At 67.9% G+C, this 16,121-nt stretch carries 16 protein-coding genes; 4 read left to right on the top strand and 12 right to left on the bottom strand.

Annotated features, from left to right (window positions below; genetic code table 11):
• Positions 1 to 4: 4 nt before the first annotated feature.
• The 3 genes from ACILR9_RS09230 to ACILR9_RS09220 all read right to left on the bottom strand — a co-directional run bounded on the left by ACILR9_RS09230 (position 5) and on the right by ACILR9_RS09220 (position 3,425).
• On the bottom strand, positions 5 to 673 hold the full coding sequence (locus tag ACILR9_RS09230; RefSeq protein WP_395709617.1) for an amino acid ABC transporter permease: 669 nt from the start codon (positions 671 to 673) through the stop codon (positions 5 to 7).
• A gap of 90 nt (positions 674 to 763) precedes the next feature.
• Entirely contained in the window at positions 764 to 2,083 is a 1,320-nt protein-coding gene (locus ACILR9_RS09225; RefSeq protein WP_395709616.1) for an NAD(P)/FAD-dependent oxidoreductase, read from the bottom strand.
• A gap of 10 nt (positions 2,084 to 2,093) precedes the next feature.
• Positions 2,094 to 3,425: an NAD(P)/FAD-dependent oxidoreductase gene (locus ACILR9_RS09220; protein ID WP_395709615.1), complete on the bottom strand. Its 1,332-nt coding sequence runs from the start codon at positions 3,423 to 3,425 to the stop codon at positions 2,094 to 2,096.
• Between the two features lie 138 nt (positions 3,426 to 3,563).
• Here ACILR9_RS09220 and ACILR9_RS09215 point away from each other — a divergent pair, with 138 nt between their 5' ends.
• Together ACILR9_RS09215 and ACILR9_RS09210 are read left to right on the top strand one after the other, a co-directional pair.
• Positions 3,564 to 5,147: an acetolactate synthase large subunit gene (locus ACILR9_RS09215; RefSeq protein WP_395709614.1), complete on the top strand. Its 1,584-nt coding sequence runs from the start codon at positions 3,564 to 3,566 to the stop codon at positions 5,145 to 5,147.
• 11 nt (positions 5,148 to 5,158) lie between these two features.
• Entirely contained in the window at positions 5,159 to 5,941 is a 783-nt protein-coding gene (locus ACILR9_RS09210; RefSeq protein ID WP_395709613.1) for an SDR family NAD(P)-dependent oxidoreductase, read from the top strand.
• 28 nt (positions 5,942 to 5,969) lie between these two features.
• Here the strand turns inward: ACILR9_RS09210 and ACILR9_RS09205 are convergent, their stop codons facing one another.
• From ACILR9_RS09205 to ACILR9_RS09195, 3 genes are read right to left on the bottom strand one after another with little or no spacing between them, the layout of a single operon-like run.
• Positions 5,970 to 7,295, bottom strand: a complete 1,326-nt coding sequence (locus ACILR9_RS09205) for an NAD(P)/FAD-dependent oxidoreductase (RefSeq protein ID WP_395709612.1) — start codon at positions 7,293 to 7,295, stop codon at positions 5,970 to 5,972.
• A gap of 9 nt (positions 7,296 to 7,304) precedes the next feature.
• Positions 7,305 to 8,507 carry a pyridoxal phosphate-dependent aminotransferase gene (locus ACILR9_RS09200; RefSeq protein WP_395709611.1) on the bottom strand — a complete coding sequence of 401 codons (1,203 nt, stop codon included), beginning with the start codon at positions 8,505 to 8,507 and terminating at the stop codon, positions 7,305 to 7,307.
• An 11-nt stretch (positions 8,508 to 8,518) separates the two neighbouring features.
• Positions 8,519 to 8,734 carry a hypothetical protein gene (locus tag ACILR9_RS09195; protein ID WP_395709610.1) on the bottom strand — a complete coding sequence of 72 codons (216 nt, stop codon included), beginning with the start codon at positions 8,732 to 8,734 and terminating at the stop codon, positions 8,519 to 8,521.
• 180 nt (positions 8,735 to 8,914) lie between these two features.
• Here ACILR9_RS09195 and ACILR9_RS09190 point away from each other — a divergent pair, with 180 nt between their 5' ends.
• The gene (locus ACILR9_RS09190) at positions 8,915 to 9,703 is read left to right on the top strand and encodes an IclR family transcriptional regulator (RefSeq protein ID WP_395709609.1); all 789 of its coding nucleotides are present in this window, start codon (positions 8,915 to 8,917) and stop codon (positions 9,701 to 9,703) included.
• 163 nt (positions 9,704 to 9,866) lie between these two features.
• On the opposite strand, the gene ACILR9_RS09185 is transcribed toward ACILR9_RS09190, so the two are convergent.
• Genes ACILR9_RS09185 through ACILR9_RS09160 form a run of 6 tightly spaced genes read right to left on the bottom strand, consistent with a single transcriptional unit; the run spans position 9,867 to position 15,002 of the window.
• Complete coding sequence (locus ACILR9_RS09185; RefSeq protein WP_395709608.1) at positions 9,867 to 11,042, bottom strand: CaiB/BaiF CoA transferase family protein; 1,176 nt, start codon at positions 11,040 to 11,042, stop codon at positions 9,867 to 9,869.
• Positions 11,043 to 11,049: 7 nt separating this feature from the next.
• On the bottom strand, positions 11,050 to 11,832 hold the full coding sequence (locus ACILR9_RS09180; protein WP_395709607.1) for a citryl-CoA lyase: 783 nt from the start codon (positions 11,830 to 11,832) through the stop codon (positions 11,050 to 11,052).
• Positions 11,829 to 12,329 carry a MaoC family dehydratase gene (locus ACILR9_RS09175; protein ID WP_395709606.1) on the bottom strand — a complete coding sequence of 167 codons (501 nt, stop codon included), beginning with the start codon at positions 12,327 to 12,329 and terminating at the stop codon, positions 11,829 to 11,831. Before ACILR9_RS09175 ends, ACILR9_RS09180 begins: the two co-directional genes overlap by 4 nt.
• Positions 12,330 to 12,338: 9 nt before the next feature.
• Positions 12,339 to 13,499 carry an acyl-CoA dehydrogenase family protein gene (locus ACILR9_RS09170; protein ID WP_395709605.1) on the bottom strand — a complete coding sequence of 387 codons (1,161 nt, stop codon included), beginning with the start codon at positions 13,497 to 13,499 and terminating at the stop codon, positions 12,339 to 12,341.
• A complete protein-coding gene (fabG, locus tag ACILR9_RS09165; protein WP_395709604.1) occupies positions 13,489 to 14,241 on the bottom strand; it encodes a 3-oxoacyl-ACP reductase FabG in 753 nt (250 codons plus the stop codon). The genes ACILR9_RS09170 and fabG overlap by 11 nt, the downstream gene beginning before the upstream one ends.
• A gap of 20 nt (positions 14,242 to 14,261) precedes the next feature.
• Positions 14,262 to 15,002: an IclR family transcriptional regulator gene (locus tag ACILR9_RS09160; RefSeq protein WP_395709603.1), complete on the bottom strand. Its 741-nt coding sequence runs from the start codon at positions 15,000 to 15,002 to the stop codon at positions 14,262 to 14,264.
• A gap of 157 nt (positions 15,003 to 15,159) precedes the next feature.
• On the opposite strand from ACILR9_RS09160, the gene ACILR9_RS09155 reads away from it, so the two are divergent.
• Positions 15,160 to 16,101, top strand: a complete 942-nt coding sequence (locus ACILR9_RS09155; protein ID WP_395709602.1) for a Bug family tripartite tricarboxylate transporter substrate binding protein — start codon at positions 15,160 to 15,162, stop codon at positions 16,099 to 16,101.
• Positions 16,102 to 16,121: the final 20 nt, after the last annotated feature.

The raw sequence follows: 16,121 nt of genomic DNA, 5'->3' as shown, positions 1-16,121 counted from the left end.
GCGATCAGCGCTCCACGATGGCGAAGCGCCGTTCCAGCCAGATCGCCACGCGGCCGGCCGTGAACAGGAAGCCGAAGCAGACCAGGCCGACCAGCGTGAATGTCTCGATCGGGCGATAGATCTCGGTGGCGACGCGGTAAGCCTCGTACACGATCTCCGGATAGGTCACGACACCGGCAAGCGTCGTGGTCTTCACGATCTCGATCATGAGCAGGAAGAACAGCGGGATCATCCGCCGCGCCGCCTGCGGCAGGATGATGTAGCGCATGCGCACGTGCCCCGGCATGCCGAGCGCCCGTGCCGCTTCCCACTGACCGCGCGATATCGAGCTCAGCCCGGCGCGCACCAGCTCGGCCATGTAGGCCGCGGCCTGCAGCGAGATCGCGATCGCGACCGCGGTGAAGGTGCTGAGATTGACGCCGAGCAGCACCGGCAGCGCGAAATAGCACCAGTAGATCAGCGCCAGCGCGACGGAGGTGCGGAAGAAGTCGATGTAGACGACGGCGATTGGCAGCAGGAACGGAATGCGCTGGTGCCTCACGATGCCGAGGAAGACGCCCAATGGCGCGGCGATGGCGATCGACGCCCCCGCCAGAGCGAGTGTGTGCAGGCCGCCCTCGATGATCTTGGGCAGATACTTGAGAATGACGAGGAAGTTCCAATCGTACGGCATCGCTCCGCTGCACTACGCCAGTCGGGCGAACGATAACATCGAGTGAAGTCGCATCAACAGCAAAATAGACCACCATTCTATTTTATGACATCAGCTTGCGCGCGCATGCCGTGACGGCCGATCGCGCAGGCTGTGGTAGAGGACGGCGCCGTCGACCAGCGGTCTGCGCAACGCGTAGTACGGCAGGCGACGGAAGCTCGAGGCAGGCAAAGCGAGCTCGTCGATCGTCGCCTCGCCGGCCGCCCAGCGCGCCAGCTCGCGGCCCATGATGGTGGCGGTGCAAATTCCGCGCCCGCTGTAGCCCAGCGCGGCTGCGGCGTTAGGCGCCAGCTCGAACAGCCGCGGATAGCGGTCGGGAGTCATCGCCATCCAGCCGGTCCAGCGATACTCCCATTCCACGTCGCCCAGATTGGGAAACAGGATGTTGGCCTGGCGCGCGAGCGGCTCGTAGAGCGCCGGCACGTCGGCGCCCGCCGTTCCGTTGCCGCCGCCGAGATGCATGCGGCCGTCGGCATGCATGCGGACGCCGACCGTCAGGTAGCGCGTGTCCGACATGATCTGCCCGTCCGGCAGGATCGATCGCGCGATGTTGTCGCGCAGCGGCCGGCTGACGAGCTGCGGCGTGCGTGCCGGCAGGAAGGTCTTCCGGAGACCGGGCCAGAGATCGTCGGTGTAGGCGTTGGTGCCGAGGATGACCTTGTCGGCGTCGACCGAGCCGCGCTGCAGCTCGAGCCGCCAGCGCGCGCCGGCGCGCACGATGCGGCGCACATGCGCGCCACGCCGGATCACGCCGCCGCGCGACAGCACCGCGGCCGCCAGGCCGCGTGCATAGCCCAGCGGGTTGATGGCGCCGCCGCGCGGATCGAGACAGCCGCCGAAGTAGTAGGCCGTGCCGCTGCGGCTCTCCAGCTCGGCGCGCGACAGCATCTGAAGCGGCGCGCCACGGCTGCGCCACACATCCACGCGGCGCTGCAGGTCGGAGAGGCTGGCCGGCGAATGCGCCGCTGTCAGGATGCCAGAGCGACGCGCATCGCATTGCATGCCGTAGCGCTCGATGAGTCCGAAGACGAGATCGGGCCCCTGCCCCACGACACGGATGAGCTCGCTGCCGCGCTCCTTGCCGAACTGCTCCTCGATCTCATGCGGCTCATGCTTCAGCGCCGCGACGACCTGGCCGTTGTTGCGGCCCGATGCGCCCCATCCCGGCTCGTTGGCGTCGAGCACCAGCAACGACAGGCCGCGCTCGGCCAGATGCAACGCCGCGGAGAGACCGGTGTAGCCCGCTCCGACCACGACGAAGTCGGCGCGTTCGCTGCCATCGAACTCGGGAATCGCGGGCGCGGGCGTGGCCGTCGCTGCCCAGTACGATGGAGGCGTCGACGGAGAATCATCCAGCGGAGCTCGGGGCATCGTCGTCTCCTCAGATCGGCTTGGGACGCTCGCGCTCCAGCCGGCGAACCTCGATGGCGTCGCGCGCCGCGTAGTACTGGATCAGCGCCGACACGAACGGACGCACCAGTCCATGAGCGAAGATGCGGCGCGGCGGCGTTGGCGGGAGGACGAACTCCCTGGCGGGCGTGCCGTGGGCGTAGCGAGCAAATTCCCGGCCATAGATGGTGGCGAGCGCGACGCCGCGACCATTGCAGCCAGCCATCGCCAGCAGGCCCGGCCCCAGCTCGTGGATGTGCCACGAATTGTCGCCGTTCATCGCCATGAAGCCCGTCCACCAGAAGTCGGTCTCGAAATCGCCGAGTTGCGGGAAGATGCTGCGCAGACGCGCCAGCGTCGCCCGCCAGGCCGGCTCGCCCTGCGGCCCGAAGGCCGGGCCCTGGCCGCCGAACTGCAGCCGGCCGTCGGAGTGAAGGCGAACGCCGGACAGGAGGCGCCGCGAATCGGTCATCGGCTGGCCGCCGGGCAGGATGGTCTTGCGGATGTTGTCGCGCAGCGGCCGGCTAGCGAACTGGAAGGCACGCACCGGCACGAAGGTCTGGCGCAATCCCGGCCACAGATCGTCGGTGTAGGCGTTGGTGCAGAGGAAGACCATGTCGGCCTCGACCTCGCCGTTGGGCGTCGTGATCTTCCAGCGGCTTCCCTGGCGCTCGAGTCGCGTTGCGCGCGTTCCTTCATAGAGCGAAGCGCCGGCCTTCACCGCCGCACGCGCCAGCCCACGGACATAGGCCATGGGATTGAGCTTGGCGCCACGACGGTCGAGCCAGGCGCCGAGGTAATAGTCGCTGCCGATCATCTCTGCCGCGCGGCGGCGATCGAGCAGCTCGACCGGACGGCCGAACGATTGCCAGTAGTCAACGCGCCTGGCCAGCGTCTCCATCGCGGCCGGCGTGTGGGCCGCCGAGATGATGCCGGGCACCGAGTACTCGCAGTCGATGCCGTGGCGCGCCACCAGATCGCCGACCAGCGACGGTCCCTGCTCCGCCGCGTCGATCAGGCGCTGGCCCGCTTCGTGCCCGTAGCGGGCGATCACCTCGTCGGGATCGTGCTTGGTAGCCGGCGCGACGTGACCGCCGTTGCGTCCTGACGCGCCCCAGCCGATCCGGTTGGCCTCCAGCAGGACGACCCGCGAGCTGCCCTCGGCGGCATGCAGTGCGGCCGAGCAGCCGCCGATGCCGCCGCCGACGATCGCGATGTCGGCGACGTGCCTGCCGCTCAGCTCGGACAGGCCGAGCTCGGACCCAGCGGTGGCGCTGAAGACCGTTCGCTGAAGCCGGCCGTCGTCCTGCATCGTCAAGTACATGCGAGCCCCCTAAACGCCGACTACAGCGCAGGATGGCCACGGCATCAATGAAAAAGAGAACGGAGTTCTATTCTTGTAGACTTCGGCCTGGGCCGCGAGGAAGATGCCGCCGTCTGAAATGTCGAGAGAGCGTGTGAAATGACCAAGGTTGCGATGGACGTATCGCCCGGTCCGCGAACCGGCGCCGACGATCTGGTTGCAACCCTGGTCGAAGGTGGGATCGACCTCTGCCTCGCCAATCCCGGCACCTCCGAGATGCATTTCGTCGCCGCACTCGATCGCTCCGACGGCATGCGCTGCGTGCTGGCCCTGTTCGAGGGTGTCGCGACCGGCGCCGCCGACGGCTACTACCGCATGAGCCGCCGGCCAGCCGCCACGCTGCTGCATCTCGGACCCGGCTTCGCCAACGGCGCCGCCAACCTCCACAACGGCAAGAAGGCGGGATCAGGCGTGGTCAACGTGGTGGGCGAGCATGCGACCTTCCACATCGCCTACAACGCACCGCTCACCGCCGACATCGAGGGGCTGGCACGTCCGGTTTCCCACTGGGTCAGGACGAATCAGGACGTCGCGAGCCTGGCGCAGGACGGCGCCGACGCTGTCACCGAGGCGCGTCAGGGCGCCGGCCGCATATCGACCTTGATCGTTCCCGCCGATGTCGCCTGGTCCGCCTCGACCGGCCGCACTGCGGCGCTGCGTGCGCCCGATCCGCTGCGCGTCGCCTCCTCCGAGTCGATCGGTGCCGCAGCAGCTGCCCTGCGCGCCGGATCTCGCAGCCTGCTCCTCATCGGCGGCACCGCGATGACGGCCAAGGGCAAGCAGATCGCGGCCGCGATCGCGCTGGCGACCGGATGCCAGCTGCGATCGCCGATCTCGAGCCCCCGCACGGAACGCGGCGCCGGTCGTATCGAGGTCGCGCGCGTTCCCTATGCCGGAGACCAGGCCATCCAGGCGCTCAAGAACATCGACCAGGTGGTGCTGTGCGGCGCGCGCCAGCCCGTCTCCAACTTCGCCTTTCCAGACCGCTCCAACGTCCTCACCCGGGCGGGCTGCCGCTTTGTGCCCCTGGCCGGTCCGGAAGACGATCTCATCGCGACGCTCGAAGCGCTCGCCGACGCGGCCGGCGCGCAAACCTCGAGCGTGCCGCTGCCGGCCGGCGAACGGCCGGAACGTCCGACCGGTCCGCTGTCACCCGAAGGGATCGCGCGCGCCATCACGGCGCTGCTGCCGGAAGACACAATCGTGGTCGACGAAGCCGTCACCACCGGCCGCGGCTGGGCCGGCATCACGGCCGCCGCCGCCCCGCACGACTGGTTGCAGAATACCGGCGGCTCGATCGGCTATGGCATGCCGGTGGCGATCGGTGCCGCGCTGGCCTGCCCCGACCGGCAGGTGCTCTGCCTCGAAGGCGATGGCAGCGCCATGTACACGAGCCAGTCGCTCTGGACGATGGCGCGCGAACGCCTCGACATCACCGTCGTGATCCTGGCCAACCGCGCCTACCAGATCCTGAAAGCGCAACTGCCGCGAGTCGGCATCGCCAATCCGGGTCGCCGATCGATCGACATGCTGACGCTCGACCGGCCGCACATCGACTGGGCCGCGATGGCCAAGGCGCACGGGGTCGAGGCCGGCGTGGCCACCGACCTCGACGAGCTGGTGCGCCACCTCAAGCGTGGCTTCTCGGTGCGCGGTCCATATTTGATCGAGCTGGTTCTCTAGCGAGGAAGACTATGCGTCACAGTGGAAAGTCCGCGGTCGTAACGGGTGCCGCCAACGGCATCGGCCTGGCAACGGCGAAGAGGCTGCACCAGGAAGGCGCGAAGGTCGTGCTGGCCGACATCGAATTCGAGCAGGCGCAGCAGGAAGCGAAGGCGCTCGATCCCGCCGGTCTGACGGCCAGGGCGATCAAATGCGACGTGGCCAGCCGTGACGAGGTCGTGGCGGCCATCGCGCTCGCCGAGGAATCCTTCGGCGGCCTGGACATCATGGTCAACAATGCCGGGCGGTCGCTTCCCAAGGACGTGCTCGAGGTCGACGACGCCGACATGCAGCGCCTGTTCGGCATCAACGTCATGGGCGCCTTCTACGGCACGCAAGAAGCCGCCAAGCGCATGGTGAAGAAGGGCAAGGGCGCCATCGTCAACATGTCCTCGATGCAGGGCCTGCTGGCGATCCCCAACCAGCTTCCCTACGGTACCAGCAAGGCGGCCATCACCCAGCTCACCCGCGTGTTCGCCGTCTCGCTGGCCCCCAAGGGCGTCCGGGTGAACGCAGTCGGCCCCGGCACGATCCTCACCGAGGCGAGCAAGCGCAGCGTGCTGCAGAATGAAGCGGCGCGGAAGGGCGTGCTGTCGCGCATCCCGATGCTTCGGCTGGGCATGCCGGCAGAGGTGGCGACGGTGATCTCCTTCCTCGCCAGCGACGAGGCCGCCTACGTGACGGGCCAGATCCTCTATATCGATGGCGGCCGCAGCGCGCTGAACATGACGGTGCCGGTGCCCGAGGACGTGTGACCGGCGCGCAGCATCGGCGGCGGCCCGGTCAGCCGGCGGCGTTGATCGCCTTCAGGCGGCGCATCTCGATCGAATCCCGGACGCGCCACCACTGGGCAATGGACGCCGCGCCGATGCCGGAGAAGGCGTGCAGGCCGACCGGATCGAGCGGCGTCATCGGCAGGGTGAGCTCCTCCGCCGGCGTGCCGCCGGCATGGCGCGCGAGGTCCCGCCCATAGATCGTCGCCAGCGCGACGCCCCGGCCATTGCATCCCAGCGCGGCGAACAGGCCGGGCGCCAGGGTATGCATCTGCCAGGAGTCGGCCTTGTTGAAGGCCATCCAGCCCGGCCACCAGTCGTCGACCTCGATGTCCCCGATCTGCGGGAAGACTTCCTGCAGGCGCGTCAACGCCTGCGCCCAGGTCGGCGCGCTGCCGACCCGCATCGACGGGCCACACCCGAAATGCAGCCGGCCGTCCTGGTGGATACGCACCGATATGAGGACGCGTCGCGTGTCGATCATCGGCTGACGGCCCGGCAGGATGGTCTTGAGCAGGTTGTCGGAGAGAGGCTTGGTGGTGAACTGCACGGTGCGGACCGGAACGACGGTGCGCCGCAGCCGCGGCCACAGGTCGTCAGTGTAAGCGTTCGTGCACAGGAACGCGTTGGTGGCGCGGATGCGGCCGTTCGCGGTCTCGATCACCCATCGCTGGCCGTCGCGCGACAGCCTCGTGGCGCGCGTGCGCTCGTGCAGCCGCGCACCGACCTTGATCGCCGCGCGGGCAAGGCCGCGTACATAGGCCAACGGATTGATGCTGCCGCCGCGCCGATCGATGACTCCGCCGAGATAGAAGCGGCTGCCCAGCAGCGCGGCCAGCTGCTCGCGGTCCAGCGTCTCCAGGGGCCGGCCGCGCTTCTGCCAGAAGGTCACGCGATCGCGAAGTCCCTGCAAAGCCTCGGGCGTGTGGGCGGCGGTGATGATGCCCGGAAAGAACAGCTCGCAGTCGATGCCGTGGCGCTGCGCGATGTCGGCCACCATGCGCGGTCCATTCTCGCTCGCATCGAGGATGCGCTCGCCGAATGCCTTGCCGTAGATCTGGACGACCTCCTCCGGCTCGTGCTTGGTCGCCGCCGGAAGATGGCCGGCATTGCGGCTGGACGCGCCCCAGCCGATCGACTGGCCCTCGACCAGGATGACGCGCGCGCCGGCCTCGGCGGCATGCAGGGCGGCCGAGCAGCCGGCGATGCCGCCGCCGACGATGGCGATGTCGGCATCGACGCCTCCGCCGAGCGGCGGGAGGTCCAGCGGGTCGCCGCCGCGCACACGGTATGGCGTCCTGGGGAGATCGGTTCCGTCCCAACGCGGCGTGTACATCGTTCCTCCTCAGCGCAACGAAGCACAGAAGGCCTGGATACGCTCGCAGGCGATGCGCAGGCTGTCCATGTCAGTGGCATAGGACAGCCTGATGTAACCGCTGGGTCCGAAGGCGGCGCCATGCACCGTCGAGACGTGCTGCTCGGCCAGCAAAGCGAGGCTGACATCGGCGTCGGTCTGCAGCCGTGCGCCGCCGGCGGTCGTGCGACCGAGACACCCGGCAACGTTGGGGAAGGCGTAGAATGCGCCGTCGGGCCGGTGGCAGGACAGTTGCGGCACTTGGCTCAGCATGCCGACGACCAGATCGCGACGCTCGCGATAGACTTGCCGCCACTGCTCGAGGATTTCCTGCGGCCCATCGAGAGCGGCCACCGCGGCCGCCTGGCTGATGGTGCAGATGCCGGACGACACCTGGCTCTGGACTTTCAGCATCTGCTCGATAAGGGGACGCGGCCCGCCGCAGAAGCCGACACGCCAGCCGGTCATGGCGTAGGCCTTGGAGCAGCCATTGACCGTTAGCACGCGGTCCTTCAGCTGCGGCTCGACCTCGGCGATGGTGCGGAACGGGACATCAGCATAGGTCAGGTGCTCGTAGATGTCGTCGGTCAGCACCCAGACATCGGGGTGGCGCAGCACGACCGCGGCGATCTCCTGGAGATGCTCGCGGCTGTACACCGTGCCTGTCGGATTGTTCGGGAAGTTCAGGATCACCCAGCGCGTGCGCGGCCCGATGGCTGCTTCCAGATCCTCCGGCCGCAGGCGAAAGCCGTTATTCTGGCCGCAGGTGACCGTGACCGGCACGCCGCCGACCGAGCGCGTCATGTCGGCGTAGCTGGCGTAGGCCGGCACCGGGACGATCACCTCGTCGCCGGGTTCCAGCGTGGCCATCAGCGCGTTGAAGATGATCTGCTTGGCGCCATTGGCGACCATGATCTCGTTGAGAGCGTAGCCGAGCCGGTTGTCGCGCTGGAACTTACGCTGCACCGCCTCCTTGAGGCTCATCACGCCGTCGAGCGGCGGATAGTGCGTGTTGCCGGATCGGGCGGCGCGCACGGCCGCCTCGACGACATGTTCTGGGGTGTCGAAGTCGGGCTCACCGGTCGACAGGCTCACCACCTTGACGCCGCGCCCGGTCAGCTCGCGCGCCTTCGCCGTCATCATCGAGGCCGGCGAGACCGATATCGCGCGGATGTTGGAATTGACGTGCAGCATGCTTGCTCCGCTCATCGGTTGCCCGGCGCGAAGCCGTAGGATCTCTCGGCCTGCTCGCGCGTGATGAAGCCGTGCCCGACATCCCGTTCGACGAGTGCGCGGTCGCGTTCCTTCGGATCGCCGTAGCCGCCGCCTCCCGGCATCTCGATGCTCACCCGGTCGCGGCCAGTCAGGAAGCGCGCGCCCTCTCGACGACCGAGCAACTTTTCCCGACGGCAATCCGGCACGGAACACCCTTCTGCGATCGCGACCGGGCCGAAGATTTGCATAGGGTGCGGGGATCTGTCCAGAAAAAGAACGTCGTTCTATTTTCTCGCACGTTGGGCTACCCTGATGCTGCGCTGCATCGCCAAGCAATCGCGGACACGGTATCCATCGCGCGCAATCGAGATCGGAGAGGAGAGACCATGGCCATCAGGGCACGCGCCCGCAGCACCTCGGGAACGATCGGCCGAGGGCAGGCGGCGAGGTCAGCCCCGCGCTCTTCGCGCGCCGATCGCCCCAAGGCCGGCGACACCAAGCCGATCGCCGCGGTCGAGCGGGCCCTGCAGGTACTGAGCGCCTTCCGGTCGAGATCCCGGCTGACCCTGAGCGAACTCTCGCAGGAGACCGGACTGTTCAAGAGCACGCTGCTGCGCATCCTCTCGACGCTCGAGAGGCACGGCTATGTGACCCGGCTCAGCGATGGCCAGTACCGGGTCGGCGGCGTGCTGTTCGAGCTGGGATCCAGCTACATCGCATCGTTCGACCTTGGGGAGATCGTGAAGCCCGCCCTCGCCACGCTGTCGCGCGTCACCGGCGAAAGCTCCTCCTTCTACGTGCGGTCGGGCACCCAGCGGCTCTGCATGTTCCGGACCGAATCGCCCCAGGCGGTCCGTCACGTGATCAATGTCGGCCAGGTCGTCGATCTGGACGGGGCCGCGACCAGCCAGCTGCTGCGGCGCTACGATGGCGACACCAGCCGTCCCGCCCGATCGGTGGACTATGCGACGCTCTGCATTTCGACATCAGGCATCGGCGATTCGCAAACAGCGTCAGTCGCCGCCCCCATCTTCAATAGCGCGGGCTTCGTCGGGGTCATTAACGTTTCCGGACCGGTCGGCAGGTTCACTGAGCAAAGCGCCACACGTTATCTACCTGCCATTGCAAAGATCTCGAAAGAGGTAACGACTGCTCTTGGGGGGCTAGTCAGTTAGCCCGTTCAGCATCGATCGCTCGCTTCCCTGAGAGATCTCACCACTCTCCTTCGATCTGGCCGTCAGTCAGAACACCGTCCACACACCAGTGCCCACGTCTTCTGACGCACCCCATGCCACAAGTCGGAACATGGCTGCCAGGTTAAAATCGCGGGAGCGCTGCCTACGCCACGTCGTCCTTGCGGAAGGGCACGCCGCCCGGCTTGAGGCGAATGACGCCCTGGTTCGCGAGGACGCCCAGTTCCTCGCTGGTGACGCCCAAGTCCTGCAGCACTTCGCAAGTGCTCGCCCCCGCGCTCTCGGGTGCCGTGGGGATACCCGTCCTGGTGCGCGAAAAGCGGGGTGCCGGAGCGGGCTGCACGATGCCGTCAATCTCGATGAACGTTTCGCGCTGCCTGTTGTGCGGATGAGCCGGCGCCTCGGCGAGCGTAAGCACCGGCGCCACGCAAGCGTCGCGGCCGTCAAACAGCGCACACCACTCGGCTCTGCTGCGGCTCCGGAACGCGGCCGCCATGCTGCGGCGAAGATCCGGGCCATCGGCCGCTGGAGCAATCCCGAGGATCCGGAACAGCTCCATCCGGAACTTGTCCTCAATGGCGCCGACCGACACTTCCAGTCCGTCCGCACACTCATACACGTCGTAGACGGCCGAGCCTCCGTCGAGCGCGTTGGTGCCCCGTTGGATGCTATAGAGACCGGCGGCATGCATCCCATAGAAGAACGTCATGAGGGAGGCCGCGCCGTCGACGATCGCAGCATCGACGACTTGACCCTTCCCTGAGCTCCGCGCCTCGACGAGCCCGCACAGGACGCCGAAGGCGAGATAGAGCGCGCCGCCGCCGAAGTCCCCGATCAGGCTGAGCGGCGGCGGCGGCCTGTCGCCTGTCCGGCCGAGCGCTGCCAGGACGCCGGACAGTGAGATGTAGTTCAGGTCGTGGCCAGCGGCCTGGGCCAGCGGCCCATCCTGGCCCCATCCCGTCATTCGGCCATAGACGAGTCGCGGATTGCGCGCGAGCGCAATGTCCGGTCCCAACCCCAGCCGCTCCATGATGCCCGGTCTGAAGCCTTCGATCAGCGCATCGAACCGCTCGATCAGCCGCAGCACGAGCTGCACGCCGGCCGGCTTCTTGAGGTCAATCGCGGCGGAGCGGCGGCCGCGCTGCATCAGGTTGTAGCGATCGGGCTTGGGGAGGCCGAGCTTCGACGGTTCGAGCCGATCAATTCGGATGACCTCGGCGCCCATGTCGGCCAGCAGCATCGCCGCCATCGGGCCGGGACCGATGCCGGCGAACTCGACGACGCGCAATCCCGCCAGTGGTCCGTTCCTGGCCGGTTCCATCCCGCTCTCAGGGCAGCTGGTTGCGCGGATCGGCCCGTAGCACGAGCTCCCACGCCTGGCGCGCCATCGGCGTCTGCTTCTCCTCCAGAATGTGGGCCAGCAGGCCGGCCGACCGTCCGACCAGGGACAGGCCGCGCGCGATCAGCGGATCGAGCTCCATCGCTGCCACGATCGCGGCGATGGCGCCGACAGCATTGACCGGCAGGTTCTTGCCGTGCTCGGTCGACAGGATCTGGGAGACCGCATCCATCAGGCGCCAGTGCACACCGAAGAAACCATTGGCGCGTGAAAGCTCGCGCAGAGCGGGCACGCGAGGGTCGCCCTCGACATGGATGGGATGGCCGACGCCGTAGATCGGCAGGCGCTGCTCGCGATGGCGCTCCACCAGCGTCCGGGCGGCATGGAGGATCGAGGCGTCACCGACGTCATGATCGAGCGAGCGGCCGGCGGCGACCAGCATCTCCGTCGCGTTCTGCATGGTGCCGAGGAAGACGCTGCCGGCGCCGAGCAGGCCCGTGGCGACGGCGCCCTGCAGGGCCTCGGGCGCGCCGATGTAGGTCAGGCGGGCGCTGAGCGAGCTCGGCGTGATGCCGTGGTCGGCGGTCGTCACCAGCAGCGCGTTGACCATCACCTTCTCCTCGCGCGTCGGGCGGCGCGACAGGACGGTGTGGAAGATCATGTCGACGAAATCGAGCTTGCCGATGATCTCGGTCGCGAGGTTCAGCCCGCGGACCATGATGGTGTCGGTCGTGGTGTAGCCGATCTCCGTCTTGACGCCGGCCGCGGTCACGACGCTGCTCCGGGATGACGCCGCTTCAGGAGGCAGGTGGCGCCAAGCTCGGCCACGAGCTCGCCGCGCTGGTTGATGGCCTTGCGTATGAAGCCGACGATGCCGCGCGCGGGATTGCTGGTCTCGCGCTGCTCGACGACCTCGATGTCGACATGCACGGTGTCGCCGATGAAGGTGGGCTTGGGGAACTTCAAGCGGTTCTCGAGCACGCCGAACAGCGCGCTCTCCATCAGCTGGTTCGGGATCGAGCGCGACGTCAGGCCGGCCATGAAGGAGGCGACCAGCATGCCGTGCGCGATGCGCTGGCCGAAGATCGTCGTCTTGGCGTACTCGGCGTCGACATGGACGCGATTGAAGTCGCCGGTCAGCGCCGCGAAGGCCGCGACATCGGCCTCCGTGATGGTGCGCGACGAGGTCGTGTAGCGGGTGCCGACCGGCAGATCTTCCCAGTAGATCGAGGCCTGTCCGACCTCGTCGATCACAGATGTGGTGGCCATGCCGTCCTCCTAGGTGAGCGCCGAGATGCCGAGGATTTCCCGGCCGATGATGAGCGTCTGGATCTCCGTCGTGCCCTCCGGGATCATGCCGCCCCGGGTGTCGCGGAAGATGCGCTCGATCGGATAGTCGGTGGCGTAGCCGATGCCGCCATGCACCTGCAGCGCGAGGTTGGCGACCTGGTGCGCGGCTTCGGTAGCGTACAGTTTGGCGATCGAGCACTCCGTGCGTGCCGAGCCGGCCTGCAGGGCGCGGGCGGCACGGTAGCCCAGCAGCCGCGAGGCCTGGGTCTTCATCGTCATGTCGACGATGTGCTTCTGGACGAGCTGGAACGAGGCGATCGGCCGGCCGAACTGCCGGCGGCTGCGGGCATAGTCCGTCGACAGGTCGAGCGCGCATTGCGCCGCTCCGACCGCGCCCATCGCCACGTTCAGGCGGCCGAAGTTGAGGCCGATCAGGATCTGCTTCAGGCCCTCGCCCTCGCCGCCCAGGAGGTTGGCGGCCGGCAGCTCGGCATCCTCGAAAGTGAAGGCCGCCGTGCCGGTGCTGCGCACGAACATCGTGTCGACCGGCCGGCAGTCGAACCGGGTCTCCGCCTTCTCGACCAGGAACAGCGACAGCTTGCCGTCGCAGCTGTCGCTGAAGGTGCGGGCCACGACGATGCCGAAGTCGGCAAACATGCCGTTGGTCACCCAGAGCTTGCTGCCGTTCAGCACCCAGCGGTCGCCTCGCTTGTCGGCGCGGGTGCGGATCTCGGCGACGTTCGAGCCGACGCCCGGCTCGGAGATCGAGACGAAGGTGCGGCGCCGGTTGCGCAGCAGCGGCCGCATGAAGCGCTCCTTCTGCGCCTCGCTGCTGCAATTCTCGATGATGCCGGCGACGATGTTGAGGCCACTCAGCAGCACGCGCAGCGACAGCCAGCAATAGCCTGCCTCCTCCATCATCACTGCCCAGGTGAGATAGTCGAGACCGAGGCCGCCCGCGGACTCCGGCAGATGGCCGCCGAGATAGCCGAAGTCGCCAAGCCCATCGATCAGCTCGAAGGGAAAGCGCTTGTCGGCCTCGCTCTTGTGGATGTGCGGGCCGACATGCTCCTTCAGGTAACGGCGGATGTTATCGCGCAGCAGGCGCTGCTCGTGCGACAGGCCGTCCTCGTCGAGCTCAGGCGCCATAGCGGCCTCCCGTCACGAACAGCGTCGTGCCCGTGATGTAGCGGGCGTGCTCGGAGGCCATGAAGGCGACCGCGGAGGCGATGTCGCGCGTCTCGCCGCCGAACGGCACCTGGTTCTTGGCCAGCGCGTTGTCGCGCACCCGCTCGAAGTTGGGCAGGCTCTTGATGTAGTCGGTCTCGATGTAGCCCGGCGCGATGGCGTTGACGGTGATGCCGTTGCGCGCCTGCTCGAGCGACAGGGCGCGCGTGAAGCCCACCAGCCCGGCCTTCGCGGTCGAGTAGTTGGTCTGGCCGGGATTGCCGAACAGCGCGCGCGACGTGATGTTGACGATACGGCCCCACCGGCGCTCGTACATCGACGGCAAGACGGCGCGGCAGCAGTGGAAGGCGCCCTTCAGCGTGACGTCCAGCACGAGGTTCCAGTCGGCCTCGTCCATCTTCACGAGACTGCGGTCCTTCACCAGGCCGGCATTGTTGACCAGGACGTCGATCCGGCCGAAGGCCGCGAGGCTGGCCTCGGCCATCGCCTGCACGTCGTCCTTGCTGCGGATGTCGCAGGCCACGCCGATCGCCTTGCCGCCCTCGGCCTTGATGGCATCGGCCGTGGCGGCCGCGCCCGCGGCGTCGATGTCGGTCACGACCACCGCCATGCCCTCGCCGGCCAGCGTGCGCGCGGTCTCTGCGCCGATGCCGCGTGCCGAGCCGGTGACGATGGCGACACGATCCTTGATGCCGAGATCCATTCTCTTCTCCTGGGAGGGGTTCAGTTGTCGGCGAACAGCATGTCGCGCACCTCGCGCAGCGCCTGCAGATAGGCCTTGCGGTTGCGGTCGATGCGCTCGACCGGACCGGCCAGCGACATCGCCACGGGCTGGCCGCCCAGCCGGCCGGAGACTGCCAAGGCGGCGACGCCTTCGGTGCCTTCCTCACGGGTCTCGTGCCAGCCGCGCTCGCGGCCCTGCTCGAGCTGCGCCAGCAGCTGGCCGATGTCGGTGACGGTGGACGGCGTCACCTGGCGCAACGGCCGGCGACGCAGGATGTCGGTGGCCTCGCCCGGCGGCAGCAGCGCCAGCAGCGCCTTGCCCACGGCCGAGGCGTGCGGCGCCACGCGATCGCCGACATCGAGGATGTAGCGCAGCGGCAGCTTGCTGGCCTGCGCTGCCAGGACCTTCACGGCGGCGCCGTCGAGCGCGCCGAAGAACGCGGTCTCATTGGTCTTCTCGCCCAGCAGCTCGACGGCCTCGCGCGCTGCCGCCGACAGGGGATCGTTCTCGGCGATCTGAACGGCGAGATCGTGGAGGCGGCCGGTCGGATAGAAGCGGCGCGTGCGGGCGGTCCGCATCAGGTAGCCCAGCGAATGCAAGGTATGCAGCAGGTCCGAGCAGCTGCTGTCGGCAACTGACAGCAGGCGGGCCACGTCCGAATTGGAGAGTTCGCGCTTTTCACGGGCAAAGACCTCGAACACCGCAAGTGTGCGGCCGGCCGCAGGGATGAGTGTCGGCATCGCTTCCTTGACTCTTTTACGATATTTCGGATACTAGTACGAAATATCGGATAGTCAAACTGAATTCGCACTCAAGCAATCAGGAGGAGGAAGCATGTTCCCGAGGGGCAGCCGGCCGGAGCTAATGCTGCGGCGGACGATATGTGGGGGAGTGGTGATGGCGTCAGTCCTTGCGCCCGCCATTGCGCTTGGCCAGCAGGTCTATCCGTCCAAGCCGATCCAGTTCGTCATCCCTGGAGCGCCCGGCGGCATCACGGACCAGCTAGGCCGCCTCATCGCCGACCGGCTGTCGGGGGCGCTGGGTCAGCGGGTCATCGTCGACAACAAGGCGGGCGCCGGCGGCAACCTCGCGGCGGAGTTCGTCGCGCGGGCGGCGCCGGACGGCTACACGATCCTGATGGGCACCCAGGGCACGCAGGTGGCCAACCAGTATCTCTACAGCTCGTTGAAATTCGATCCCGCCAAGGACTTCGTGCCGGCGCATGCGCTGATCTCCATCTCCAGCGTCGTGGTCGCCAACGCCAACCAGCCCTATCGGTCGCTGAAGGAGCTCGTCGACTACGCCAAGCAGCATCCGGGGAAGCTGACCTTCGCCTCCGCCGGCAACGGCACGTCGACCCATCTGGTGGCCGAGCTCTTCCAAAAGGTGGCGGGTGTGAAGTTCGTGCATGTCCCTTACAAGGGCAGCGCGCCGGCCATCTCGGATCTGCTGGGAGGCCAGGTCGACCTCGCCTTCGATTTCCCGGTGACGACGGTGCCGCACATCAACGCCGGCAAGCTGCGTGCGCTGGCCGTCACCGGCCCGGCACGCCTGGCCGACCTGCCCGACGTCCCGACGACCACCGAAGCGGGTTATCCCGAGGCGCAGGCCGTCGCCTGGATCGGCATGTTCCTTCCGGCAGGCACGCCGGCGCCGATCGTCGACCGCATCCAGCGCGAGACTGCGCGGGTGCTTGCCGAGCCTGCGGTGGTCGAAGCGGTCGCCCGCTTCGGCGGCACGCCGTTCAACCAGGGCGGCGCGGCGTTCGGCACCTTCGTCCAGTCCGAGCACGCCAGGTGGAAAGCCATCATCGAGCAATCGGGCGCCCGTCTCGACTGACGCCCGCGAACCTCCGACCG

The organism is Reyranella sp. (assembly GCF_044224635.1).
GTDB lineage: Bacteria > Pseudomonadota > Alphaproteobacteria > Reyranellales > Reyranellaceae > Reyranella.
Note: the sequence above shows the minus strand (reverse complement) of the source record. Positions and strands in the feature narration are given on the sequence as shown.